The 24,669-nt window shown below is 72.1% G+C and carries 23 protein-coding genes and 1 pseudogene; 15 read left to right on the top strand and 9 right to left on the bottom strand.

Features of this window, described 5'->3' with window-relative positions; genetic code table 11:
- The first annotated feature begins 24 nt into the window (after positions 1 to 24).
- The 7 genes and pseudogenes from ACTMTF_RS04485 to ACTMTF_RS04455 all read left to right on the top strand — a co-directional run bounded on the left by ACTMTF_RS04485 (position 25) and on the right by ACTMTF_RS04455 (position 8,188).
- Entirely contained in the window at positions 25 to 1,170 is a 1,146-nt protein-coding gene (locus ACTMTF_RS04485) for a hypothetical protein (RefSeq protein ID WP_441109346.1), read from the top strand.
- Between the two features lie 40 nt (positions 1,171 to 1,210).
- A complete protein-coding gene (locus ACTMTF_RS04480) occupies positions 1,211 to 2,728 on the top strand; it encodes an acyl-CoA synthetase (RefSeq protein ID WP_441109345.1) in 1,518 nt (505 codons plus the stop codon).
- Positions 2,729 to 2,797: 69 nt separating this feature from the next.
- Positions 2,798 to 3,406, top strand: a pseudogene (locus tag ACTMTF_RS04475) (DNA-formamidopyrimidine glycosylase family protein); the annotation flags it as partial.
- 208 nt (positions 3,407 to 3,614) lie between these two features.
- Positions 3,615 to 4,682, top strand: a complete 1,068-nt coding sequence (locus ACTMTF_RS04470; RefSeq protein ID WP_441109344.1) for a spore photoproduct lyase family protein — start codon at positions 3,615 to 3,617, stop codon at positions 4,680 to 4,682.
- A gap of 202 nt (positions 4,683 to 4,884) precedes the next feature.
- Complete coding sequence (locus tag ACTMTF_RS04465) at positions 4,885 to 5,889, top strand: glycerophosphodiester phosphodiesterase family protein (protein ID WP_441109343.1); 1,005 nt, start codon at positions 4,885 to 4,887, stop codon at positions 5,887 to 5,889.
- Between the two features lie 47 nt (positions 5,890 to 5,936).
- Positions 5,937 to 7,355, top strand: coding sequence for a tetratricopeptide repeat protein (locus ACTMTF_RS04460; protein WP_441109342.1), 1,419 nt, complete (start codon positions 5,937 to 5,939; stop codon positions 7,353 to 7,355).
- An 11-nt stretch (positions 7,356 to 7,366) separates the two neighbouring features.
- Positions 7,367 to 8,188 (top strand): PIG-L family deacetylase, encoded by an 822-nt coding sequence (locus ACTMTF_RS04455; protein ID WP_441109341.1) that lies wholly within the window; start codon positions 7,367 to 7,369, stop codon positions 8,186 to 8,188.
- Between the two features lie 151 nt (positions 8,189 to 8,339).
- Here ACTMTF_RS04455 and ACTMTF_RS04450 read toward each other — a convergent pair whose 3' ends face one another.
- From ACTMTF_RS04450 to ACTMTF_RS04435, 4 genes are read right to left on the bottom strand one after another with little or no spacing between them, the layout of a single operon-like run.
- On the bottom strand, positions 8,340 to 9,350 hold the full coding sequence (locus ACTMTF_RS04450; RefSeq protein WP_441109340.1) for a LacI family DNA-binding transcriptional regulator: 1,011 nt from the start codon (positions 9,348 to 9,350) through the stop codon (positions 8,340 to 8,342).
- Between the two features lie 18 nt (positions 9,351 to 9,368).
- Positions 9,369 to 10,169, bottom strand: a complete 801-nt coding sequence (locus ACTMTF_RS04445; protein ID WP_441109339.1) for an ATP-binding cassette domain-containing protein — start codon at positions 10,167 to 10,169, stop codon at positions 9,369 to 9,371.
- A complete protein-coding gene (locus ACTMTF_RS04440; protein ID WP_441109338.1) occupies positions 10,166 to 11,137 on the bottom strand; it encodes an ABC transporter permease in 972 nt (323 codons plus the stop codon). The genes ACTMTF_RS04445 and ACTMTF_RS04440 overlap by 4 nt, the downstream gene beginning before the upstream one ends.
- 1 nt (position 11,138) lies before the next feature.
- On the bottom strand, positions 11,139 to 12,131 hold the full coding sequence (locus tag ACTMTF_RS04435; protein ID WP_441109337.1) for a sugar ABC transporter substrate-binding protein: 993 nt from the start codon (positions 12,129 to 12,131) through the stop codon (positions 11,139 to 11,141).
- A 171-nt stretch (positions 12,132 to 12,302) separates the two neighbouring features.
- On the opposite strand from ACTMTF_RS04435, the gene ACTMTF_RS04430 reads away from it, so the two are divergent.
- Positions 12,303 to 13,259, top strand: coding sequence for a carbohydrate kinase family protein (locus tag ACTMTF_RS04430; protein WP_441109336.1), 957 nt, complete (start codon positions 12,303 to 12,305; stop codon positions 13,257 to 13,259).
- 46 nt (positions 13,260 to 13,305) lie between these two features.
- On the opposite strand, the gene ACTMTF_RS04425 is transcribed toward ACTMTF_RS04430, so the two are convergent.
- Both ACTMTF_RS04425 and ACTMTF_RS04420 read right to left on the bottom strand, forming a co-directional pair.
- Positions 13,306 to 15,543, bottom strand: coding sequence for a DEAD/DEAH box helicase (locus tag ACTMTF_RS04425; RefSeq protein ID WP_441109335.1), 2,238 nt, complete (start codon positions 15,541 to 15,543; stop codon positions 13,306 to 13,308).
- A 71-nt stretch (positions 15,544 to 15,614) separates the two neighbouring features.
- Positions 15,615 to 16,172, bottom strand: coding sequence for an NADAR family protein (locus tag ACTMTF_RS04420; RefSeq protein ID WP_441109334.1), 558 nt, complete (start codon positions 16,170 to 16,172; stop codon positions 15,615 to 15,617).
- Positions 16,173 to 16,244: 72 nt separating this feature from the next.
- Here ACTMTF_RS04420 and ACTMTF_RS04415 point away from each other — a divergent pair, with 72 nt between their 5' ends.
- Positions 16,245 to 16,667, top strand: a complete 423-nt coding sequence (locus ACTMTF_RS04415) for a hypothetical protein (RefSeq protein WP_396999917.1) — start codon at positions 16,245 to 16,247, stop codon at positions 16,665 to 16,667.
- 3 nt (positions 16,668 to 16,670) lie between these two features.
- Here the strand turns inward: ACTMTF_RS04415 and ACTMTF_RS04410 are convergent, their stop codons facing one another.
- Positions 16,671 to 16,958: a hypothetical protein gene (locus ACTMTF_RS04410; RefSeq protein ID WP_441109333.1), complete on the bottom strand. Its 288-nt coding sequence runs from the start codon at positions 16,956 to 16,958 to the stop codon at positions 16,671 to 16,673.
- A gap of 174 nt (positions 16,959 to 17,132) precedes the next feature.
- On the opposite strand from ACTMTF_RS04410, the gene ACTMTF_RS04405 reads away from it, so the two are divergent.
- The 6 genes from ACTMTF_RS04405 to ACTMTF_RS04380 are packed head-to-tail and all read left to right on the top strand — an operon-like array spanning position 17,133 to position 23,151.
- On the top strand, positions 17,133 to 19,898 hold the full coding sequence (locus ACTMTF_RS04405; protein ID WP_441109332.1) for a Na+/H+ antiporter subunit A: 2,766 nt from the start codon (positions 17,133 to 17,135) through the stop codon (positions 19,896 to 19,898).
- On the top strand, positions 19,895 to 20,524 hold the full coding sequence (locus tag ACTMTF_RS04400; RefSeq protein ID WP_441109331.1) for a Na(+)/H(+) antiporter subunit C: 630 nt from the start codon (positions 19,895 to 19,897) through the stop codon (positions 20,522 to 20,524). The genes ACTMTF_RS04405 and ACTMTF_RS04400 overlap by 4 nt, the downstream gene beginning before the upstream one ends.
- Positions 20,524 to 22,074 (top strand): Na+/H+ antiporter subunit D, encoded by a 1,551-nt coding sequence (locus tag ACTMTF_RS04395; protein ID WP_441109330.1) that lies wholly within the window; start codon positions 20,524 to 20,526, stop codon positions 22,072 to 22,074. Before ACTMTF_RS04400 ends, ACTMTF_RS04395 begins: the two co-directional genes overlap by 1 nt.
- Entirely contained in the window at positions 22,071 to 22,604 is a 534-nt protein-coding gene (locus ACTMTF_RS04390; protein WP_441109329.1) for a Na+/H+ antiporter subunit E, read from the top strand. The genes ACTMTF_RS04395 and ACTMTF_RS04390 overlap by 4 nt, the downstream gene beginning before the upstream one ends.
- Complete coding sequence (locus ACTMTF_RS04385; RefSeq protein ID WP_441109328.1) at positions 22,601 to 22,861, top strand: monovalent cation/H+ antiporter complex subunit F; 261 nt, start codon at positions 22,601 to 22,603, stop codon at positions 22,859 to 22,861. The genes ACTMTF_RS04390 and ACTMTF_RS04385 overlap by 4 nt, the downstream gene beginning before the upstream one ends.
- Positions 22,858 to 23,151, top strand: coding sequence for a monovalent cation/H(+) antiporter subunit G (locus ACTMTF_RS04380; RefSeq protein ID WP_441109327.1), 294 nt, complete (start codon positions 22,858 to 22,860; stop codon positions 23,149 to 23,151). Before ACTMTF_RS04385 ends, ACTMTF_RS04380 begins: the two co-directional genes overlap by 4 nt.
- A 7-nt stretch (positions 23,152 to 23,158) precedes the next feature.
- On the opposite strand, the gene ACTMTF_RS04375 is transcribed toward ACTMTF_RS04380, so the two are convergent.
- Together ACTMTF_RS04375 and ACTMTF_RS04370 are read right to left on the bottom strand one after the other, a co-directional pair.
- Positions 23,159 to 23,692 (bottom strand): DUF6328 family protein, encoded by a 534-nt coding sequence (locus tag ACTMTF_RS04375; RefSeq protein WP_441109821.1) that lies wholly within the window; start codon positions 23,690 to 23,692, stop codon positions 23,159 to 23,161.
- A gap of 56 nt (positions 23,693 to 23,748) precedes the next feature.
- Complete coding sequence (locus tag ACTMTF_RS04370; RefSeq protein WP_441109326.1) at positions 23,749 to 24,573, bottom strand: alpha/beta fold hydrolase; 825 nt, start codon at positions 24,571 to 24,573, stop codon at positions 23,749 to 23,751.
- Between the last annotated feature and the right edge of the window lie 96 nt (positions 24,574 to 24,669).

The following is a 24,669-nucleotide window of genomic DNA, read 5'->3' as shown; positions in this document are numbered from 1 at the left end:
TGGAGCTCAAGAAGTGTTTCCCTGATGTCGAGCGATCATCACGCCTCCCACCGGCACCTGCTGCCGTCCGCCGGCGCGCCCGCGAGCCACGCCAGGATCGACGCGATCGTGGTGCCGACCGCCCGCCCCAGCCTGTATCTCAAGCACGCCGTCCGGCTGTCGGTGGAGCTGGGGTGCCCCCTGGTGGCGCTCTGCAGCGGAAGATGGACCGACGCGGCGCGGGTGCGCGCCCTGGCGGACCCCGAGGCGGAGATCATCGCCATCGACCTCACGAGCGTGGAGTCGCTGATCCTGCCTCGCTTCGAGACGTCGTCCGTCCTGCCGGCCGTCTTCCGCCGGGGCACCGACACGGCGGCCAAGCGCAACCTGGCGCTCGCCCTGGCGAGAGTGCTGGGCTGGGAGCGGATCGTCTTCCTGGACGACGACATCGAGGTCGGCGCGCCCGACGATCTCCGGCAGGCGGCCGGGCTGCTCGACGACTTCGACGCGGTCGGGCTGTCAATTGGCGGATTTCCCGATAATTCCGTCGTATGCCACGCTTATCGTGCCGTTGGCGGAGAACAGGAGAGTTTCATCGGGGGCGGCGCACTCGCCGTGGAGATAAGCCGAAATATCTCCTTTTTCCCCGATATTTATAATGAAGACTGGTTTTACATGCTCGAATCGGACGGGCTGCGGCCGTTGGCCGTGACCGGTCAGGTGAGGCAGGCACCCTACGATCCTTTCCGCAGCCCCGACCGGGCGAGGAAGGAGGAGTTCGGCGACGTGCTCGCCGAGGGCATCTTCTGGCTGCTGGACGAGGGCCGGACCATCGACGAGGCGCACGACCCGCACTGGACGGAGTTCCTGGCCAGACGGCGCCGGTTCATCCTCGGCATCCTCGACCGCCTCCCCGGGGCGAACCTCGGCCACGGCGAGCGGCGGCGCGTGGAGGAGGCGCTGCGGGCCTCGCTGGGGCGGCTCATGCTCATCCGGCCCGACCTGTGCTCCCGCTATCTCGACGCGTGGCGATCCGATCTCAAGGTGTGGCGGGACTTCGTGGAGTGCCTTCCCCGCGCCGGATCCGTCCGCCAGGCGCTGCGCCTGCTCGCGCGCCCCGGCCATCCGGCCATGAACGTGCACCTGCGTACCCGCAAACGAGCTCTGGGAAGCGCGCGGCGAGGAGACTAGGATCACCGAACATGGTTCGGCCTAGTGAGGATGTGCCTGGATGACCACTCGCCAGCATGCCATCGGTGACCTCTTGCGGCGTACCGCCGCCCGATTCCCCGCCAAGACCGCGATCGTGTACGGCGATCTGCGCCAGAGCTACGCTGACCTGGACCAGGTGGTGAACCGCACCGCCAACGCCCTGGCCGAGCGCGGGGTGGGCAAGGGCGACCGGTTCGCCGTCCTGTCGCACAACCACCACGCCTTCGTGGTGACCTACTTCGCCCTGGCCCGGCTCGGCGCGATCTCCGTGCCGATCAACTTCATGCTGGGTGCCGACGAGGTGGCGTACATCCTGGAGCATTCCGGCGCGACCGGGATGCTGGTGGAGGAGGCGCTGGCGCCGGTCGCGGCGCGGGCGGTGAGCGACCGCGTGACGGTGCGCGGGGTGATCGGGCGGGCCGAGGGCTGGGAGCCGGTCGCAGACTGGATGGCGCACGACGACGACGCCGAGCCGCAAGTGGAGATCGGCGACGACGACCCGATCCAGCTCATGTACACCAGCGGCACCGAGTCCCGCCCCAAGGGCGCCACGCTGTCCAGCAGGAGCCTCGTCTCTCAGTACGTGACCTGCGTCGTCGACGGTGAGATGAGCGGCGCGGACGTGGAGGTGCACGCGCTGCCGCTCTACCACTGCGCGCAACTGCACTGCTTCCTGACCCCGGGGATCTATCTGGGCGCCACCAACATCGTGCTGCCCGGCGCGGACCCGGCCGCGATCCTGGCGGCGATCGAGGCGGAGGGCGCGACGAAGCTGTTCTGCCCGCCGACGGTCTGGATCGGCCTGCTGCGCCATCCCGACTTCGACCGGCGGGACCTGTCCTCGCTCCGCAAGGGCTACTACGGCGCCTCGATCATGCCGGTGGAGGTGCTGAAGGAGATCGCGGCCAGGTTGCCGGAGGTGCGGCTGTTCAACTTCTACGGCCAGACGGAGATGGCGCCGGTGGCCACGATCCTGGGGCCGGACGAGCAGCTGACCAGGCTCGGCTCGGCCGGTCGGCCGGCGCTGAACGTCGAGACGAGGATCGTCGACGACCTCGGCGAGCCGGTGCCGCCGGGGGTGGTGGGCGAGATCGTGCACCGCAGTCCGCACGCCATGCTCGGCTACTGGAACGACCCGGACAGGACGGCGGAGGCGTTCAGGGGCGGCTGGTTCCACAGCGGCGACCTGGGCGTGATGGACGCCGACGGTTACCTGTCGGTGGTCGACAGGAAGAAGGACATGATCAAGTCCGGTGGCGAGAACGTGGCGAGCCGGGAGGTGGAGGAGGCCATCTACCAGCATCCGGCGGTCGCGGAGGCGGCGGTGTTCGGGATGCCGGACGAGCGATGGATCGAGGCGGTGACGGCCGCCGTCGTGCTGCGCGCGGACGCGACCCTGACCGCCGGGGAGCTCAACGCGTTCCTGCGTGAGCGCCTGGCGCCGTTCAAGACGCCGAAGCGGGTGGAGTTCGTGGAGGCGCTGCCCAAGAACGCCAGCGGCAAGGTGCTCAAGCGAGAGCTCCGCGAGGCGTTCTGACCCGGCCCGGCGCCCGGTGCATGACGGGCTCGTGGGCGTGACGGGTGGGTCTGTCGGCGGGGTGGCCTCATGAGGCGGGGTGGAAGGGGTACGTGCCGGTGTATGCCGGAAGGGCATCTCATCCATCGTTACGCGCGCGAGCAGCACGAGGCGCTCGCGGGCCGGCCGGTGCGGGCCGGGAGTCCGCAGGACAGGTTCGACGCCGGACCGTACGACAGGCGGGTCGTCGCGCGCGTGGAGGCATTCGGGAAGCACCTGCTCTACCACTTCGACGGCGCGGCGACGATCCACGTGCATCTGGGCATGCGCGGGCTGTTCCTGCGCCATGACGATCCTGGGGCGGAGCCGCGGCGCGGCGTCCGGCTGCGGCTGGCGACGGACGAGGTGGCGTTCGATCTCATCGCGCCCTCCCGCTGCGAGGTGCTGGGCCGGCAGGACGTCGCCGCGCTGAGGGCGTCGCTGGGGCCCGACCCGCTGCGTGCGGAGGCCGATCGTGAGGAGGCGGCGCTGCGGCTGGCCGGTTTCCCGGGGCCGGTGGGGGCGGCCGTGCTGGATCAGCGCGTGTGGGCGGGGCTCGGCAACGCGTGGCGGGCGGAGCTGCTGTTCCTCGCGGGGCTCGACCCCGGCGCGCGGGACGTCGGGACGGAGACCGCGGCGCGGCTGTGGGACGTGGCTGTGCGCCATCTCGCCCTGGGGCGGGACGCGGGCCAGGTGGTCAGCGATCCGCAGGCGCCGGACGAGCGGTGGGTGTACAAGCGGGAGACGTGCCGCCGCTGCGGGACCGCCGTGCGGACGTGGACGCTGGCCGCCAGGACGGCCTACGCCTGCCCCCTTGATCAGCCCGCTGACCTGGGAAGACTCGCGTGGCGACCGGTGTTGGACCAGTGTGCGGAACACTCAAGAGCTTCTGGACGTCCGGCGGATCTACCTGGAGCCCGCGGCGGCCGAACTGGCCCGTGGCCGGGAGATCCTCGACCGTTATCCGGCCGCCGAGCGGGTGGAGGTGGACAGCCACCAGCGGATCCCCGAGCTGTACGGCGACGAGGCGAACGTCGCGCGCTGGGTGCGCATCAAGACGGAGGCGCTGGTGCTCGGCGTCAAGAAGTCGCTGACCGCGCGCCCCAACGGCCGCTCCAGCGACTTCATCGCGCCCTCCACCGCCAACGGCTGCGCGATGGCCTGCGCCTACTGTTACGTCCCGCGCCGCAAGGGGTACAGCAACCCGATCACGGTGTTCGCCAACATCGACCAGATCACCGGCTATCTGGGCCGGCACGCGGGCCGCCAGGGCGTCAAGCCGGAGCCGAACCAGGTCGACCCGCACGCCTGGGTGTACGACATCGGCGAGAACTCCGACTGCTCCGTGGACGCCACCATCTCCCGCAACGTCCGCGACCTGGTCGAGCTGTTCCGCGGCCTGCCGAACGCCAAGGCGAGCTTCGCCACCAAGTACGTCAACCGGGATTTGCTCGACTGGGATCCGCGGGGCCGCACCAGGATCCGTTTCAGCCTGATGCCCGCCGCCGACGCCAAGCTGCTCGACATCCGCACCTCGCCGATCGACGAGCGGATCGCCGCGATCGACGACTTCGTGGCGGCCGGTTACGAGGTGCACGTGAACTTCAGCCCGGTCGTGGTGCGTGACGGCTGGCTGGAGGACTGGGCGCACCTGCTGGACCGGCTCGGCGACGCGCTGTCGCCGGCCGCCCGCGAGCAGCTCGCCGCCGAGGTCATCTTCCTGACCCACAACGACCGGCTGCACGAGGTGAACCTCGGCTGGCATCCCCGGGCCGAGGAGGTGCTCTGGCGGCCCGACCTGCAGCAGCCGAAGCGCTCGCAGACGGGCGGCTGGAACGTGCGCTACCACACCGGCCACAAGGGCCGCTACGTCGCCGCCCTCACCGGCCTGATCGCCGACCGCCTGCCTTTCTGCCGCGTCCGCTACGCGTTCTGAGTCACCGCAGGGTGCGGCGGCTCCTGTTCGCGCAGGGGCGCGGAGAGCCGGCTCCATCCTTGCCCGCGAAGGGGTAGGAGATCAGCCGCGTGCTGCTCAGCCCGGCCTCCTTTGCGATCCGGGCGACGTCTGGCCGTAGCCGTGCTCGCCGAGAACGATCTGGGCCCGCCGGGTGTTTCGGTGAAGCTGTACGGTCTTCTTCGTGGTGATCCCGTCTCCCGCCTCCCCTGTCGTCATCGCGCACCGGGGGGCCAGCGCGCACCGGCCCGAGCACACGCTGCTGTCGTACGAGGCGGCCATCGCCATGGGCGCCGACTACATCGAGCCCGACCTCGTCTCCACCAGGGACCACGTGCTGGTGGCCAGGCACGAGAACGAGATCTCCGGCACCACCGACGTGGCCGACCGGCCCGAGTTCGCCGACCGGCACGCCACCAGGACGATCGACGGCCGGGCCGTCACCGGCTGGTTCACCGAGGACTTCACGCTCGCCGAGCTCAGGACGCTGCGGGCCAGGGAGCGGGTGCCCGGCCTGCGGCCCGGCAACACGGCCTTCGACGGACTGGCCCTGATCCCCACGTTCGAGGAGGTCGTACGGCTCGCGCAGGAGCACGACGTGGGCGTCTACCCCGAGACCAAGCATCCGACGCACTTCGCCGCCCTCGGCCTGCCCCTGGAGGAGCCGCTGCTCGACGTGCTCGACCGGCATCGCGTGCGGAAGGCGTACATCCAGTCCTTCGAGACGGCGAATCTGCGCGCGCTCAGCGGCCGGACCGCCCTGCCGCTGATCCAACTCGTCGCGGCGGGCGGCGCGCCGTTCGACTGGATCGCCGCGGGCGGGACCCGCGCCTACGACGACCTCGTCACCCCGGAGGGGCTGCGCGAGGTGGCCGGGTACGCGCAGGGGATCGGCGTCGACACCCGGCGCGTGCTGCCCGCCGGCCCGGACGGCAGACTGGGGAAGGCGACCACGCTGGTGGCGGACGCGCACCGCGAGGGGCTGGCCGTCCACGTCTGGACCGTGCGCAACGAGAACTCCCAGCTGCCCGCCGACTTCCGGCTCGGCGACCCCGGCAGCCCGCACTACGACCGCGCCACCGGTGACGTGCCGGGGTGGCTGTCGCGGCTGCTGGAGCTCGGCGTCGACGGGGCCTTCTGCGACGATCCCGCCATGGGCAGGGCCGTGGTGAGCCGCTGGGCGCGGTAGCGCCTTTTTACGCAGACAGCTCCGCGCACCCTTCCTAAGCTGGGAAGATGACCAACGACCAGCATGGACTCACACTGAGCGGCACGGGCGGGAGCGCCGCCGGCCACTACGATCAGGCGATCGACCATCTGTTGCACTTCCGGATGGAGGTCGAGGACGAGGCGGGCGCGGTGCTGGCCGAGGCGCCGGATTCGCCGATGGGCAACGTCCTGAGCGCCTATCTCGGACTCCTCACCACCGAGGCCGAGGACGCGCGCCAGGCCAGGCGGAGCTTCGCCGCCTTCCGGGCCAGGATCGACCACGCCGCGCTGCTCCCCCGCGAGCGGGCGCATGTGGAAGCGGTGCAGGCGCTGCTCGACGGCGACTTCGCGACCTGCGGCTCGCAGCTCGCGCGGATCACCGAGCAGCACCCGCGCGACGCGCTCGCGCTGGCCGCCGGGCACCAGATCGACTTCTTCGTCGGTGACGCGCGCTCGCTGCGCGACCGGATCGGCGGCGCGCTCAGCGCCTGGCACGAGGACGACAGGCACTACGGGCACGTGCTCGGCATGTACGCGTTCGGGCTGGAGGAGGCCGGGCACTACGACCGCTCGGAAGAGGTCGGGCTGCGGGCCGTCGAGCTGAACGCGCGCGACGTGTGGGGCATCCACGCGGTCGTGCACACCTACGAGATGCAGGGCAGGTTCGGCGAGGGCATCCGCTACCTGGACGCCCGGGTCGGCGACTGGTCCACCGGCACGTTCTTCAACGTGCACAACTGGTGGCACTACGCCCTGTACGCGCTGGAGGCCGGCGACCACGCGCGGGCCCTGGCGATCTACGACGCGGTGCTGGCCGCCGGCCGGTCGTCGATGGAGCTGCTGGACGCCGCCGCCCTGCTGTGGCGGCTCTACCTGGAGGGCGACATCCGGCACGAGCGGTGGCAGGCGCTCGCCGACGCCTGGCCCGCCCGGGTGCACGAGCCGTTCTACGCCTTCAACGACGCGCACGCCGTCATGTCGTACGTGGGCGCGGACCGCATCGGCGACGCCGACAAGCTCATCGCCGGCCGGGAGGCGTACCTCGGTCAAGCCCTGCCGGGTGTCAGCAACCACGCCATGACCGCCCGGGTCGGCCTGCCGGTGTGCAAGGCGCTGGTGGCGTTCGGCCGGGGCGACCACCAGCAGGTGGTGGACCTGCTCTACCCGATCAGGCACCGGGTCAACGAGTTCGGCGGCAGCCACGCGCAGCGGGACGCCGTGCAGAAGACCCTGCTGGAGTCGGCGCTCAGGGGCGGCCGGCACGACCTGGCGCGGGTCCTCGTCAGCGAGCGGATCAACGTACGGCCCTGCAGCCCGTTCAACTGGCTCAAGCAGGGGACGCTGGCCGAGGCCATCGGCGACAGCGCCGCCGCCACGGCGGCCCGTCTCCGGGCGGGCGACCTCATGCGCCAGGCCTCGTCCGCGTTTGTCACAGGCGGCGAGTAGTGTCTCCGAGCATGGATCGGCAACTCACCTTGATGGCCGTGCACGCCCACCCCGACGACGAGTGCCTCAGCACCGGCGGAGTCCTCGCCCGCTATGCCGGCGAGGGGATTCGCACGGTGCTGGTCACCTGCACCAACGGCGAGCAGGGCGACGGGCCGGGCGGCGTCAAGCCCGGCGACCCAGGCCACGACGACGCCAAAGTCGCCGAGCTCAGGCTCAGTGAGCTGCGCCAGTCGGTGCAGCACCTCGGCATCGACCACCTGGAGCTGCTCGGCTACCGCGACTCCGGCATGGACGGCTGGGACGCCAACAAGCACCCCGACGCGTTCGCCAACGTCCCCCTCGACCTCTCCGCCGGGCGCCTGGCGGAGCTGATGGAGCGCTACCGCCCGGACGTCGTGGTCACCTACGACGAGACCGGCGGCAGCGGCTACAACCACCCCGACCACGTCCAAGCGCACCGCATCACGGTCGCGGCCGTCGAGGCCACCGGCATCCCGGCCAAGTTCTACTACACCGCGATCCCCAAGTCGGCGATCAAGCGCATGGTCGAGCTCATGCGGGAAAGCGGCACGGGCATCGACTTCGAGCCCGGCGACGACTTCGGCACCCCCGACGAGCTGGTGACCACTGTGGTGGACGTGACGCCCTTCATCGAGCACAAGTTCAAGGCGCTGCAGTCGCACGCGAGCCAGGGCGACAGCATCTCCCTGCTGCAGATGCCGCCGGAGGCCCAGCGGCAGGCGTTCTCCCATGAGGCCTTCACCCGCGTCCTGAGCCGGGTCAAGACGCCGGACCACGAGGTGGACCTGTTCGAGGGCCTGCGCCCCTAGCCGGCCGAGCTCGGTCGCGGCTGCGCCGTACGGTAGGGCTCCCGCCGCGCAAGCTGCGGGAGCCGCATCACATGCCGGGCGATCCCGGTCGCGGTGGTTCGACGTGATCGTCCACCGCCAGGTGGTCAGCCCGCCGGCGCCGCTGTGACGCTCACCCCCGTGGGGGCTGTTCGCCCGAGCCTCTGACGACCAGCCGGGTGGGGACCAGCAACCGGTGGGCTCGCGATCGGTCGCCGTCCAGGCGCGACAGGACACGCTCGGCCGCCGCCACGCCGATCGCCTCCGGGTCCTGGGCGACGACCGTCAGGGGCGGGTCCAGCACCTCCGCCAGCGGCAGGTCGTCGAAGCCGACCAGCGCCACCTCCTTGCGGCCCGACCTGGCCAGCGCCACCACGGCGCCCATGGCGGCGAGGTTGTTGCCCGCGAACAGGGCCGTCGGAGGGTCGGCGAGGGCGAGCAGGCGCAAGGTGGCCTGGGCGGCGGCGTCGGCGTCGTGGCCGGTGTCGACGAGGGCACGGTCGAAGGGCAGGCCCGCCGCCTCCAGCGCGTCCCGGTAACCCTGGAAGCGTTCGCGGCGGGTGTAGAGGGCGGGCGGGACGTCGCCGACGAAGCCGATCCGGCGGTGGCCGTAGGAGATGAGGTGGGCGACGCCGGAGCGGGCGCCCTCGCGGTTGGCGCTGACCACGCTGTCGGCCGTGAGGCCGACGGCGGGGCGGTCGAGGAAGACGATGGGGAGGCCGGCGACGCGTTCGGAGCGCAGGTGGCGGTGGTCGCCGGCGGCCGAGGGGACGATCATGAGGGCGCTGACCCGGCGCGCCAGGAAGGTGGCGATGAGGGACTGCTCCAGCTCGGGGGTCTCGCTGCTGGAGCCGACGATGAGGGTGAGGCCGCGGGCGCGGACGGCGCTTTCGATGCCGCCCGCGACGGTGCCGAAGAAGGGGTTGCCCATCTCCGGGATGACCAGGCCGATCGCCGCGTCCCTGGCGCCGACGCGCATGTTGCGCGCCATCAGGTTGGGCTGGTAGCCGAGCTTGCGCACGGCCGCCATGACGCGTTCGCGGGTTTCCACGGCGACCGGGCCCTCGTCGTTGAGCACCCGCGAGACGGTCTTGGCCGTCACCCCGACCTCGCGGGCGACGTCTGTCATGGTGGGGCGCCGCATTTCGACCATGCTAGTGGCTCACGACTGGCCGACGTCCTTGTCCGCCAGCACCGATTCGCCCTGTTTCGCCTGCAGGGCACCGGTCATGATGGCGACCACCTCGGCCATGTCGTAGTCGGCCGGTTTGAGCTGGGCGACCCGGCGGCCGAGCCGCTGGACGTGGATGCGGTCGGCGAGCTCGAACACGTGCGGCATGTTGTGGCTGATCAGCACCACGGGCAGGCCACGGTCACGGACCCGCCTGATCATGTCGAGGACCTGGCCGGACTCCTTGACACCGAGCGCGGCCGTGGGCTCGTCCATCACGATGACGTGCGTGGCCCAGGCGACGGCCCTGGCCACGGCGACGCCCTGGCGCTGGCCGCCGGACAGGGTCTCGACCGCCTGGGTCAGCGAGCGCAGCCCGATCTTGAGGTCCGCCATGTGCTTGGCGGACTCCTCCCGCATGCGTTTCTTGTCGAGCAGGCGGAAGATCGTGCCGAGCGGGCCGGGCTTGCGCAGCTCCCTGCCGAGGAACATGTTGGTGGCGATGTCCAGCGAGGCGGCCACGGCCAGATCCTGGTAGACGGTCTCGATGCCGTGCTTGCGGGCGTCGAGCGGGCCGCGGAAGCGGACGGGGCGGCCGTCGAGCAGGATCTCGCCCTCGTCCGGCTGCACGGCGCCGGTCAGCGCCTTGATCAGACTGGTCTTGCCGGCGCCGTTGTCGCCGATGACGGCCAGGACCTCGCCGGGCATCAGGTCGAAGTCGGCGCCGTCGAGCGCCGTCACGTGGCCGTAGCGCTTGACCAGGCCACGGGCCTGGAGGACGGGGGTCGTCATCGGGTCCTCCTGCGGGAGAGCTGGTCCACGGTCACGGCGAGGATCACCAGGATGCCGGTGATGAGCGTCTGGTAGATCGACGGTACGCCCATGAGCTGAAGGCCGTTGCGGAAGACCCCGACGATGAGCGCGCCGACCAGCGTGCCGAGAACCAGGCCGCGCCCGCCGAACAGGCTCGTCCCGCCGAGCACGACCGCGGTGATGCTGTCCAGGTTGTCGGTCTGCCCCGCCTGCGGGTCGCCGACGCCGGTCCTGGACACCAGCAGCAGCGCGGCGATGCCGTACACGAGCCCGGCGATCGTGTAGACGCTGATCGTCAGCCGCTGGGTGCGGATGCCGGTGAGCCGCGCCACGTCAGGGCTGTTGCCGAGCGCGTACACGTGGCGGCCCCACGCCGTCTGCCCGAGCAGGTAGGCGAACAGCAGGAACAGCAGGATCGCCAGGAGCGAGCCGTAGGTGACGTTGGTGCCGCCCAGCTGGAAGGTCTCGCCCAGGAACGTCATCACGGCGGGCAGTTCGGTGACCGTCTGGTCCTGGGAGTAGATGTGGGTGAGCGCGAAGACCACGTTGAGCATGCCGAGCGTGACGATGAACGGCGGCAGCGAGATCCGGCTCACCAGCAGGCCGTTCGCCAGCCCGAAGACGGCGCAGGCGGCCAGCCCGGCGGCGATGGCGAGCAGCGGCGGCAGCACGCCGTCCACGGCCAGCTTGGTCATCACGATCCCGCCGAAGGCCATGATGGCGCCGTTGGACAGGTCGATGCCGGCGGTCAGGATGATCAGGGTCTGGCCGATGGCGAGCGTGCCGACGACCATGACCTGCTGGATGATGAGGGAGAAGTTGCCGCCGCTGAGGAACTGCTCGGTGTTGAGCGAGAAGAACACGCAGGCCACCAGGAGGGCGGCCAGCGGTCCGACGATGGGGGTGGACAGCAGGCGGCGAGGCAGCGTCGCTTCGATGGCCGACATGTCAGCCCCAGCAGTTCGCCAGGCCGAACGCGGTGTCCTCGGCCTCAATACCGGCGGCGTCCTTGTCCGTGATGAGGGTGACGCCGGTGTCGGTGTAGCCGGAGGACTTCTGGCCGGTCTTGGCGAAGGAGGAGACGGCCTTGACGCCGCTCTCGGCCATCTTCAGCGGGTACTGCTGCGAGGTGGCGGCGATCTGCCCGCTCTGCACCGCCTTGACGCCGGTGCAGCCGCCGTCGACGGAGACGACGAGCACGTCCTTGTCACGGCCCTTGGCCTTGAGCGCGGTGTGGGCGCCGAGGGCGGCGGGCTCGTTGATGGTGTAGACGACGTTGATGTCGGGGTCCTTCTGCAGGCAGTTCTCCATCGCGGTCTGGCCCTTGGACTGGTCGCCCTGGGTGTCCTGGGAGCAGACGATGGACGGGTCGCCCTCGCTGATGCCGAAGCCCTTGAGGAAGCCGTCGTGCCTGAGCTGGCCGACGGTGACGCCCGGCGCCAGGTCGAGGGTGGCGATCTTCGCCGGCTTGCCCGCCATCGCGGCCTTGGCGTACTGGCCGATGAGCTCGCCGGCCTTGAGGTTGTCGGTGGCGAACAGCGCGTCGGTGGCGTCCTGCGGGTCGGTCGGGGTGTCCAGGGCGATCACCAGGACTCCGGCGTCCCTGGCCTTCTTGATGGCCGGGACGATGGCCTTGGTGTCGCTCGGGGTGATGAGGATGCCCTTCACACCGGCGGCGACCATGTTCTCGATGGCGGTGATCTGGGAGGCGTTGTCGCCGTCGAACTTGCCGGCGGCGCTCATCAGCTCCATGCCCTCCGCCTGGGCCGCCTTCTGCGCGCCTTCCTTCATCTTGACGAAGAACGGGTTCGTCTCGGTCTTGGTGATCAGGCCGACCTTGGCGGTGGCGGTCGTGGTGGAGGAGGTGTCCTGGCCGCCGCCGCCACACCCCGTTACCAGGAGCGTTGCGGCCAGCAGACCGGCTGAGAGCCTAGAGTTCATGGTGGCTTCCTATCAGGGGGGATCCAATGTCATCGTTGACATATGTCAACGTTGACATTCGCTGTGCTGCGATGATGGACTCCGAGCCGGGAAACGTCAATGCCCTGGTGGCGTAACGAATCGGCAACACGCCGGAAAGGCAGACTGATGATCGCGGTCTTGGGTGAGTGCGTGGCGGACGCTTTCGCGGACCGCGCGCCGGGAGAACACGCGCGCGGCGAACACCCCGCGCCCGCACCCAGGGAGCGGCCTGCGGCGCCGGGCGGGCCGGTGGAGCTGGCGTTGCGGGTGCTGCCGGGCGGGGGGCCGGCGAACACGGCTGTCGCCCTGGCCCGGCTCGGCACCGCGACACGGTTCCTCGGCCGGCTGTCCGGCGACGTGTTCGGCTCGCTCTTCCGCGACCATCTGACGGCCTCGAAGGTGGACCTGAGCACGTGCGTGGACGCCGCCGAGCCGAGCACCCTCGCGGTCGCCTCGCTGGACGCGAGCGGGCAGGCCACCTACGGCTTCCACGCCGAAGGGACCGCCGACTGGCAGTGGACCCCGGCGGAGCTCGCCGCGCTCGATCTCACCGGCGTGTCCTGCCTGCACACGGGCTCGCTGGCGCTGGTGCGGGAGCCGGGGCGGGGCGCGGTGGAGGCGTTCGCGGCCGCGGCGCGCGCGCACGCGACGATCTCGATCGACCCGAACGTACGGCCCAGCCTGGCCGCCCGTGAGGCGTACGCGGTCACCCGGTGGTGCGGCCTGGCCGACATCCTCAAACTGAGCGACGACGACCTGCGCGTGCTGCGGCCCGGCGAGCCGGTGGAGCGGGTCTGCGACACCTGGCACGCGGCCGGGGCACGGCTGATCGTGGTCACCAGGGGCGCGGCCGGGGCGCTGGTCTCGCTGGACGGCGACCGGATGGAGGTGGACGCGCCCCGGGTCACCGTGGTGGACACGGTGGGCGCGGGTGACGCGTTCACCGCCGGGTTCCTGCACCGGCTGGGCGGGCTCGGCCTGCTCGGCGGGCGGCTCGACGGGCTCGACCTGGAGACGGCCGCGCGGGCGGCGGTGTTCGCGGCCCGCGTCGCGGCGCTCACCTGCACCGTGGCCGGCGCCAACCCACCATGGAGCAACCAGCTTTAGCCGGGCCGTGGGCCCTCAGCTCCAGCCGGGCCGTGGGCCCTCAGCTTCAGCCGGGCGGTGAGCCGTCTTCGGGGCTCGCCGCGCCTCCGGGGCTCGCGGGGCCGACGGCGAGGCGTCGCTGCTCCTCCTCGACGATCTGGCGGGCCAGGTCCCGCTCCGACACGTCCACCGCGTCGGGCGTCGACTCGGCGAGGGCGCTGCGCCTGGCGTAGGCGTCGAACAGCGTGCTCTTGGCCTGCAGGATGCGCAGCATCCGCTCGTCCACGCTGTCCGGCGACAGCAGCCGATGCACCTGCACGCGCCGTACCTGCCCCATGCGGTGGGCGCGGGCCACGGCCTGGCTCTCGGTGGTCGGCTTGACCTGCGGCTCGCAGATGATCACCACGGAGGCCGCCTGGAGGTTGAGCCCGACCCCGCCCGCCTGGATCTGGGCCAGCAGCACCGCGTGCCCGGACGTCGCCGTGAACGCGTCCACCACCTGCTGGCGGCGCTCGGGCGGCACGCTGCCGGAGATCTGGCCGAGAACGCGAGGACCGAGCGCTTGCCCGACGACGTCCAGCACGGCGCGGAAGTAGGAGAAGACGACCACCTTGAGCCCGTTGTCGGCGGCCTCCTCGACGAGCTCGCGCAGGCGTTCCAGCTTGGCGGACTTCTCCGGCACCGCGTAGGCGGCCCGCCGCATGTCCATGAACCGGCCCGCCGCCACCGCCTCGCGGTAGGCGCCCTCGTCGGCGGCGCTGAACGTCTCCCATTCGTCCACGCGCACCAGATCGGGCAGCTCGGTGAGCACGTCCTCCTGGTTGCGCCGCAGGTACACGGGGGCCACGGCGCGCCGGAACGCCTGGGCGCCGGCGGCGGCGTCGCTGCCGTCGACGTCGGCGAGCCGGTCGGGCTGGAGGTAGCCGACGAGGGTGCGGAACTCCTCGACGCGGTTCTCCATCGGCGTGCCGGTCATGAACAGCACCCGTTCGGCGCGGTCGCACCAGCCGGCGACGGCCCGGGACCGGCGGGTCTCGCTGTTCTTGACGTAGTGCGCCTCGTCCACGACGAGCATGCCGAGCGGCGGCGCGCCGTCCAGCCCGCGGAGCCCGTCGAAGGTGATCACCGCGACGCCGCCGCGCTCGGCCCACTCCGCCCGCGCCATGGCGCGCTCCGCGCCGTGCAGCCGGTAGGCCCGCAGCGTGCTGCGGGCCTCCACCTCGCGTACCCAGTTGACCAGCACGCTGGCCGGGCAGACGACCAGGAAGTGGGTGGCGCCGTCCGCCGCGAGGTGGGCCAGTGCGGCGATGGCCTGGATGGTCTTGCCGAGCCCCATCTCGTCACCGAGGATCACCCGTCGCTGGGCGAGCGCGAAGCGGGCGCCGAAGGCCTGGTAGCCGCGCAGCGACACGCGTCGGCAGGTGTCGTCGAGCGCCTGCGCCCGGACGCGGTCGGCCAGTTCGTCGGGCAGGAACCCTTCGGCGGCGACGCGGTCGTGCGGCTCCACGGCCGCGAGCTCGGCCAGCAGGTTGTAGTAGTCGGCCGCGCGCAGTTCGAAGTCGATCCAGGCGGCGACCTCGTCGGCGGGAGGCCGCAGCAGGTCGGTGGTGGCCTGCGCGATGAGCAGCCGCATCCCTGCTTCGCCGCCGCCATCGCCATGGCCGCCGCCATCGCCATCGCCCTCGCCGCTGCCGCCGTCGCCGTCGCCGTCGCCGTCGCCGTCGAGCAGGGTGGCGAGCTCTGCGGCGGCTGCGGCCGCCTCGTCGCGGCGGGCGCGGCCGGACAGGAGCCCGCGCCACCAGCTGCCCGCCGGGCGGGCTCGCGGGATCAGCCCGCCGAGCCGCTCCTCGGCCGTCGCGGCCGTGCGGCGGGCGCGGGTCAGCTCGGGTCCGGCGTCCACCAGCCGGTGCAGGGCGACGAGCAGCGCGGTGGTGCCGGGATCGTCCTGCCGCTCGACGTCGATGTGGACGGTGGCGACCTCCTGCGCCGCGCCGGCGATCTGCCGGGCGGCCGCGTGCGCCTGCCGCTGCGTGTGCGGGCCGACGCCGGGCAGGCGCTGCAGCTCGTACGGCGTCGCGTTCAGCACGTCGAGCACCGTGGCGTATCCCGCCTTCTCCAGCGTCCCGAGCCGCAGCCGCCCCCCGGTGACGTCCCTGAGCCTGGACAGGGGGATGCCGGCGAGCTCGGCCCTGGCCTGCCGCTCGCGGATCACGTTCAGGGCGGTGTGCACCGCGTGCAGCGCGCCGTCGTACTCCTGTCGCAGGGCCTGCGCGTCGGCGAGCAGCCGTCCGGCCCGTCTCAGCAACTCACGTGCCTGTTTGCCGCGCGGCCTATCCCCGGCCTGAAGGACGGGGTTCGCGGCCTTTATTGACACGATCAAAGCAGGCGGTCGCGGGCGTCCATGAGGGCGAAACCGAGCAGGTTCAGCCCTCGCCAGGTTGCCGGGGAGGCGGCGGCGGGATCGTCCGCCGCCAGGCCGATGCCCCAGATCCGGTCGACCGGGCTGGCCTCGACCAGGACGCACGCGGCGGTGCCCAGCAGGAACTCCTTGAGCTCCGGGTGCTGCCCGAACTTGGCGAGGTTCGCGCGCACCACGATCTCGTAGCGGTGCGCGACCCAGGTGTCCTCGTCGAAGCCCGCCACCCGGCGGCCCAGCTTCTTGACCGCGTTGGGGTGGGCTGTCGCGACGATCTCGGCGGCGGTCGCCTCGTCGCCGAACAGCAGGGCCTTGTGCGCCATCATGTAGTGCTCGGCGGAGTGGTAGACGCGGCCGTCCTCGGTGAAGTCGGCCGGCCACCACTGGCTGAGGCAGCCGCGGCCGGGGCCGCCGTCGCGAGCCGGGCGGTGCCCCCAGAAGTGCAGGTAACGCAGCGACCGGCCGGCCTGCTCCGCGGCCACCGCCTCGGGAACCGTTCGGGGAAGCTTGTCGGGCATGGGGCTCACTGTCCCACAGGACGGCGGTTTGCGGTCGGGGTGTCCGGGCAGGCCAGCCGAGGGGGTGGTCTGATGGCCGAGTACGAGGCGACCAAGGGCATGCCGGCCGGGAGCGAGGTGGTGTTCGGCGTCGCGTCGGACATCGAGCGGCTCAACCGATGGCTGCCGCACGGGCTGTGGGTGCGCGACAGCGGCCCGAACACGCTGGAGGCGGGCGGCGACGTGGTGCCGGGCGACGGCAGGCACGAGGGCCTGTTCGACGTCTCGGCAGATCAGCTCCGGGTGGAGTGGGGCGGGCGTGACCATCCCGGCTACGCCGGCTGGCTGCAGGTGTCCGACTCCGAGAGCGGCACGAGCGAGGTGACGGTGCACATCTCGCTGCTCGACGAGCCCGTGGAGAAGACCTCGCGCAGCCGGGCGGACGAGGTGCAGGGGATGCTGGAGGACTCGCTGCGCCGCCTGTCGGACGAGGTCGGCGCACGGTCATCGGGCTGAGGCTCAGCCGGGCTCGCGCAACCGGAAGTAGTTGCCGTGCTGGTCGTCCCTGCTGCCCTCGTGGTAGACGAAGCGGAGGCCACGCCGGTCGAACAGGGCGAACCAGTCGTCCCAGGAGATTTCCTTGAGGTCCTCCCCGCCGCAGCCGGGGAAGTCGAACCTGAGCACGCAGCGCCGGTCGTCGCACTCGGTCCCCGGCATGGTGGCGGGCAGGGCGCCGCGCTCCTCCGCCCACCTGCGGATGACCTCGTGGTCGGTGGTGGTGAGGATGCGCACGGTGGGCTGGGACATGGGACCACTTCCTCGGAGTCGTCTCGTCCGTACCCCCATACGCCCTTGATGATGCCCTGGTGACGGATCGGTGAGGGATCGGTGAGGTTCGGGTCAATGCGCGCCGCGCCTGCGTAGCGGCGGGGGCCCGGCTCGGCAGGCTGGGGGGACGCGCCAGTCCGCCCCGGGGAGACCATGGAGTCGCTGCTCATCCTGCACGCGGCCGCCGCCATCTGCGCTCCCTGGCTCACCAGGCGCCTGGGCCGGGACGCCCTCCTAGTGCTGGCGCTGGCGCCCGCCGCCGGGTTCGGCTACACGGTGTGGGCGGTGGCGGCGGGCCTGCCGCGGGTGTCGGCGCACGCCTGGGCGCCGGCGCTCGACATGTCGTTGTCGTTCCGCGCGGACGAGCTCGGGGTGCTGATGATGGCGCTGGTCACCGGCGTCGGCGCGCTCGTCCTGGTCTACAGCTCGCGCTATCTGGACCGTGACGACCCGGGGCTGGGCCGCTTCGGCGCGGTCATGTCGGCGTTCGCGGGGGCGATGCTGGGCCTGGTCACGGCCGACGACCTGCTCCTGCTGTACGTGTTCTGGGAGCTGACCACGGTCGCGTCGTACCTGCTGATCGGTCAAGACCCGCAGAGCCGGGCGAGCAGGCGCGGCGGCATGCAGGCGCTGGTCGTCACCACGCTCGGCGGGCTGGCGATGCTGGCGGGCTTCGTCGCGATCGGCGAGGCGGCGGGAACGTACCGGATCTCCGAGATCGTCGCCCGGCCGCCCGCGGGCGGTCTGGCCGTCCCGCTGGCGCTGGTGCTGGCGGGGGCGCTGGCCAAGTCGGCGATCTTCCCGTTCAGCTCCTGGCTGCCGGCCGCGATGGCGGCGCCGACGCCCGTCTCGGCCTACCTGCACGCGGCGGCGATGGTGAAGGCGGGCGTGTACCTGCTGGCCAGGCTCGGGCCCGCGTTCGGTGACCTGGTGGCGTGGCGGGCGCCGGCCGTGCTGCTCGGCGCGGTGACGATGGCGCTGGGCGGCTGGCGGGCGCTGCGCGAGACGGACCTCAAGCGGCTGCTGGCCTATGGCACGGTCAGTCAGCTCGGCTTCCTGACCATCCTGTTCGGGGCCGGCACCGAGGCCGCGGCGCTGGCGGGGGTGGCCATGCTGCTGGCGCACGCGCTGTTCAAGGCGGCGCTGTTCCTGGTGGTCGGGGTCGTGGACCACGCGGCGGGCGGGCGGGATCTGCGCTCGCTCAGCGCCGTGGGGCGGGCGATGCCGTGGGTGTGCGCGGTGGCGGTGCTGGCCGGGGCCTCGATGGCGGGCCTGCCTCCGCTGGCGGGGTTCGTCGCCAAGGAGGCGGCGCTGGAGTCACTGCTGACCGGGGACCTGGCCGGCCTGTTCGCCCTGGCGGCGGTGGTGCTGGGGTCGGCGTTGACCGTCGCGTACACGCTGCGTTTCCTGTGGGGGGCGTTCGCCGCCAAACCGGGCCTGGACCCCACCCCGGCGCACCGCGTCGGGGCCGCCATGTTCGCTCCCCCGGCGCTGCTGTCGGCGCTCGGGCTGGTCCTGGCCCCGCTGGCCGGCGTGTACGGCGCGGCCATGGCGGCGTACACGGGCGGCTTCCGCGATCCGGGGCACGTCACCCATCTGGCGTTGTGGAGCGGCGCGCCGGTGCCGCTCCTGCTGTCACTGCTGATCTTCGTGGCGGGCGGGCTGCTGTTCCTGGCGCGGGAGCCGGTGGCCAGGCTCGGCTCGGCGCTGTACGTGACCGACTCCGGGGTGGTGTTCTGGACCGCGTTGCGACGGCTGGACCTGGTCGCGCTGCAGGTCACCGGCATCACCCAGCGCGGCTCGGTGCCGGACTACGTGCTGATCACGCTCGCCTCCCTGGCCGCCGTCGGCGTCTTCTCCCTCCTGTACGACCCGCTGACCGGCCTGGTGGCGCCCGTCGTCGCCTGGGAGCGGCCGGAGCAGGCGGTGCTCGCCGTGCTGATCGCGGCCGGGGTCGCGCTGGCGCTGCGGGCGCGCGCGTACGTGGTGCTGGCCGTCTTCGCCGGTCTCACCGGGTACGGCACCGCGCTGCTGTACCTCGCCCACGGCTCCCCCGACCTGGCGCTGACCCAGTTCCTCGCCGAGACGCTGAGCCTGGTGGTGTTCGTGCTGGTGCTGCGCCGGCTGCCGATGCGGCCGGTGACGGGCAGGCTGCCGTTCTGGTTCCGGCTGACGCTCGGGGTCGTGGTGGGGGTGGTCGCGATGGGTGCGGGCATGCTGGCGATGAACGCGCGGACCCAGGCGCCCGTCGGCGCCCTCATGGCCGGCGTCGCCGGCAGCGGCCACTCCGACAACATCGTCAGCGCGCTGCTGCTGGACATCCGGGCCTGGGACACCTTCGGCGAGAGCACGGTGATCGTGGTGCTCACGCTGGGCGTCACCAGTCTGGTCTTCCTGCGGCGCCGGTCGTACGCGATCGAGCGGGACGAGGACGTGGAGCCGGCGCGCACGCCGTGGCTGGCCTCGGTGCTGCCTCTGGCGGAGCGGGCGCTGGCCTTCGAGGTCGCCGCCCGGCTCACCTTCCACACGGTGCTGGTGCTGTCGGTGTTCCTGCTGTTCGTCGGGCACAGCGGCGTGGGCGGCGGGTTCGCGGGCGGCATCGTGGCGGGCCTGGCCATCACCGTCCGCTATCTGGCGGGCGGCCGTTACGAGCTGGCCAGGGCGCTGCCGGTGCACGCGGGGGTGCTGCTCGGGGCCGGGCTGACGCTGACCACGTGCACGGGCCTGGCCGGGCTGCTGTTCGGCGGGGCGGCACTGCGCATGCTGGCCGCCGACGTGACGATCCCGCTGGTGGGGACGCTGCACCTGAGCACGAGCCTGCTGTTCGACCTCGGCGTGTACGTGTCGGTGGTGGGGATGGTGCAGGACGTGCTGCGCGCCCTGGGGGCCGAGCTGGACCGGCAGATGGAGGAGCGGTGACGACGATCGCGCTGGCGCCGCTGGCCGCCTCCGGGACGCTGATCGCCACCGGGGTGACGCTGCTGCTGGAGCGGAGCCTGGCCCGCGTCCTGGCGGGCGTCATCGTGCTGGGGAACGGGATCAACCTGCTGATCGTCACCGCGGGCGGCGACGCGGGCGCCCCGCCGCTGCTCGGCCGGTTCGACCCGGCGCTGATGGCCGACCCGCTGCCGCAGGCCATGGTGCTCACCGCGATCGTCCTCACGCTGGGGGTCTCGGCGTTCCTGCTGGCCATGGTGCACCGCCTGTGGCAGCTCACCGGCAGCGACGAGGTCCAGGACGACACCGAGGACCGCCGGGTGCGGCTGCGCGCCCGGCGGGGCGAGCTGATCGACGCGGTGCGGGCCAGGCGGGAGGAGTATCGGCGGCTGGTGGCCGAGCAGCGCGCCGAGCTGGCCCGGCTGTCCGCGGGGAGCGCCGAGCACGCCGAGCGCGCCCAGGGGGTTCAGGACGCGCAGGAGAAGGCGCAGCGGCGGAGGCTGCGCATCCGCCAGCGGGAGGCGCGCAGGCAGATGCGGCACGCCATCCGGGCCGACCGGGAGCGCCAGGCGCTGGCCCTCGACGCCGAGACGGAGGGCGACGACTAGTGGAGAGCCTGATCTCCGTGCCGGTGCTGCTGCCGCTGCTGGCGGCGGGGGTGAAGCTGGCGATCGGCGGCCGGTTGCGCCGCCTGCAGGCGCTCATCAGCGTCGCGACGCTGGCCGTCACCGTCCTGGTGTCGTTCGCGCTGCTGGTCGAGGCCGACGCGCACGGGCCGATGGCCACCGATCTCGGCGGGTGGGCCGCCCCGGTCGGCATCTGCCTGGTGGCCGACCGGCTGTCGGCGCTGATGCTCGTCGTTTCCTCGTCCGTGACGCTCTGCGTCATGGCGTACTCGGTGGTCAACGCCTACGCCGACCAGGAGCACGACGCCCCGATGGCGATCTTCCATCCGGCGTTCCTGATCATGATCGCGGGGGTGGCGGACGCGTTCCTGTCGGGTGACCTGTTCAACCTGTTCGTGGCGTTCGAGATGCTGCTGAGCGGGTCGTACGTGCTGCTCACCTTCGGCGGCACGCTGTCCAGGATCCGGGCGGGGGCCACCTACACGGTGATGGCGCTGGCCTCCTCGATGCTGTTCCTGTTCACCCTGGCCATCGTCTACGCCGCCACGGGCACCCTGTCGATCGCGCAGCTCGCCGTCCGGTTCGCCCTTCTGGACGTGCACGTCAGGCTGCTGATCGAGCTGACGTTGCTGCTGACCTTCGCGATCAAGGCGGCGATCTTCCCGCTGTCGGCGTGGCTGCCCGACTCCTACCCGACGGCGCCCGCCCCGGCCACCGCGGTCTTCGCCGGCCTGCTGACCAAGGTGGGCGTCTACTCCATCATCCGGCTGGAGGCGCTGCTGTTCCCCGGCGGGCCTGTCGCGACGCTGCTCATGTGGGCGGCGCTGGCCACGATGCTGGTGGGGGTGCTCGGCGCGGTCGCGCAGACCGACATCAAGCGGATGCTCTCCTTCACCCTGGTCAGCCACATCGGCTTCATGGTCTTCGGGGTCGCGCTGTCCACCGTGCAGGGCCTGGCCGGGGCGGTCTTCTACGTGGTGCACCACATCACCGTGCAGACGGGCCTGTTCCTGGTGACCGGGCTGATCGAGCGGCGCACCGGCACCACGTCGGTGGACCGGCTCGGCGGCCTGATGCGGGCCACGCCGCTGATCGCGGTGCTGTTCTTCGTCCCGGCCATGAACCTGTCCGGCATCCCGCCCATGTCGGGCTTCCTGGGCAAGCTGACGCTCGTCCAGGCGGGGCTCGCCGAGGGCAGCCCGCTCGCGCTGACCCTGGTCGCGGCCGGCCTCGTCACCAGCCTGCTCACCCTGTACGCCGTCGCGAAGGTCTGGAACAAGGCCTTCTGGCGGGCGCCGCAGGTAAGCCGGGCGGGCACCGTGGTGGAGAGCGACGAGGCCACCGGGGCGGATGCGACCGTCACCACGACGGCGATGCCCGCTCCCCTGCTCGGCGCCACGGCGGCGCTGGTGGTGCTCGGCCTGACGTTCACGGTGCTGGCCGGGCCGCTGTCGGCGCTCGCGGCGCGGGCCGCCGCGGAGCTCATGGCCCGGGGGCCGTACATCTCCGCCGTCCTGGGGGGTGGCGGGTGAAGGGGTTCGTGCCGCGGCCGTTCGGCAGGCCGGTGCCGCCGGCGCTGGTCGGGTGGCTGGCCCTGATCTGGGTGATGCTGTGGGGCGAGGTGTCGGTGGGGACCGTGCTGGGCGGGCTGCTGACCGGGGCGATCACCACGTGGCTGCTGCCGCTGCCCGTGCTCGATCCCGGCATCAGGATCCGGCCGCTCAAGGCCGCGTCGTTCCTGCTGTGGTTCACCGCCGACCTGGTGAGCTCCACCGCGCGGGTGGTGTTCTGGGTGCTGCGCACCGGCTCGCCCCCGTCGGGGATCGTCCGGGTGCGGCTGCGGACGTCGTCGGAGTCCATGGTCATGATGATCATGGTGGCGGTGTCCACCGTGCCCGGCAGCCTCGTCCTGGAGGTGCACCCGGACCGCCGGGAGCTGGTGCTGCACGTCCTCGGCCGTACCGGGGACCTGACCACGCTCGCCCAGCGGGACGTGAGCGGGCTGGAGTCGCGCATCGTGTCGGCCTTCGGCACCCGCGCCGATCGGGAGGAGCTGCGATGACGGTCGTCGGCCTGGTGACGCTCGGGCTGCTGGCCTGCGGCGCCGCCGCCACGCTGTACCGGGCGGGGCGCGGGCCCTCGATGCTGGACCTGGCGGTCGCCCTGGACGTGCTGACGTCGCTGTCCATGTGCGCCGTGGGCGCGTACGCGGTGGTCACCGACGACTACTCGGACCTGCCGATCCTCCTGGTGCTGTCGCTGCTCGGGTTCGTCGGCTCGGTGGCGATCGCCCGCTACTTCCCCGGCGGCGCCCGGTGAGCGTGCTGGACGTGGCCGCCGCCGGTTGCCTGCTCGCGGGCGCCGGGCTCGCGCTGTCCGCCGGGGTGGGGCTGATCCGCTTCCGCACCCTGCTGGACCGCATGCACGTGGCGACCAAGCCGCAGGTGCTGAGCGTGCTGCTGGTCCTGCTGGCGATGTGGCTGCACCGCCCCACCTGGGCCACCGCCGGCCCGCTGATCATAGCGGGCGTGGCCCAGATCATCACCATCTCGGTGGCCGCCTACGTGGTGGCCCGCGCCGCCTACCGGCGGGACGACGAGCCCGACTGACACGCGCTCAGTCCGCTGTGCCGGGCTCTCCTCGCCGGCCCTCCTCTTGCTCGGGCGTGGGCACGTCGTCGGGGCGGCTGAGGCGGTTGAGCGCCGGCTGGGCGAACCAGGCCCACGCCACCAGCAGGGCGAGCCCACCGGCGGTGACCAACGCCAGCGTGGAGTGGAACAGGAAGTCGACCACGAGCATGGTGGCCGCGGTCATCGACAGGGCCAGCGCGAGCGCGCCGATGATGCCGTAGTAGTTGGAGCGGCGGACCAGCTTCTCCTTCAGCCCTTGCCTGAACAGCATCCGGTGCTGGTTCGCGGGGGCGATGTAGCAGATGGACGCGATCGCGGCGCTCACCAGCGCCACGTAGAACAGCCATCGGTCGAACTCGCGCAGCTTCACGAACTCCTGGGAGAAGGGCACGGTCAGCAGGAAGGCGAACAGCACCTGGACCCCGGTCACGGCCACCCTGGCGCCCTGCAGCAGCTCGGTGAAGTTGCGGTCGGCACGTTCCTTGCCCGTTTCCCTGTCCGAATCCGGCACCTGCTCCACGCCCAACGCCTCCCACCATCATCACTCAGGCACTACCACTTCCTTGGCGACGGAGATCAAAACCTGTGATCTGCTTGCTGGGCACGGTGATCCGGGCGGCCCGGCCGGTCCAGGAACTCCGCCACCACCCGGGCGAACTCGTCGGCCCGCAGCTCCAGCGGGATCATGCCGCCCTCGATGACGGCGATGGCCGCGTTCAGCGGGTCGGCCAGCCGGTGCAGCTCGGGGAAGCCGAACGGGTCGCCCGTGGCGCCGACGCAGAGCACCGGGCAGCGGATCAGGCCGAGGCGCTCCTCCATCAGGTAGGCGCCGACCGCCTGGTGGCCGAGCCCGACGCCCGGCCAGACGGTGAGCGCGTCGCGCACGTAGCGGGCCAGCAGGTCGGGGCGGCCGGGCGGGTAGAAGGCGGCCCGGCTCGCCCACAGCTCGGTCAGGTGCGCGCCGTCCTCCCGCTCGGTGGCGTTGTCGACCGGCCGGCCGCCGCGCCGCCGCCGCTCCCTGGACGCGGCGTCGACCATCGGCGTGGACGACAGCACCAGCCGGGTGACCCGCTCCGGGGCGCGGGCCGCGACCTCGATCGCGATCACGCCGCCGGTGTGGTGGCCGGCGACCGCGGCGGAGTCCAGGCCGAGCGCGTCCATCAGGGCGAGCACGCCCTGCGCGTAGTCCTCGATGGTGTGCGCGGCGGGCGCCGCCGAGGCCCCGAATCCGAGCGTGTCCATCGCGACCACCCGGCGCGAGCCGCCCAGCAGCGGCAGCACCTCGCGGTACTCGTCCCACGACCGGGGCGTCTGGTGCAGCAGCAGCACGGGGTCCCCGCTGCCGCACTCGGCGTAGTGGATCTGCCCATAGGGGGTCCTGGCATAGCCGAACTCGATCATCGCGCCCCTTCCGGCACCGTCCGCGTCCCCATCATGGACCTCCTGCGCACGCTGTAAAGACGTCAGCGGGTGAACGTGTCGCCACATCTCTGACGG

It is taken from the genome of Nonomuraea sp. ZG12 (genome assembly GCF_052068115.1).
Classification (GTDB): domain Bacteria; phylum Actinomycetota; class Actinomycetes; order Streptosporangiales; family Streptosporangiaceae; genus Nonomuraea.
The sequence above is the reverse complement of the archived record's forward strand: the minus strand, read 5'-3'. Positions and strand labels throughout refer to the sequence as shown.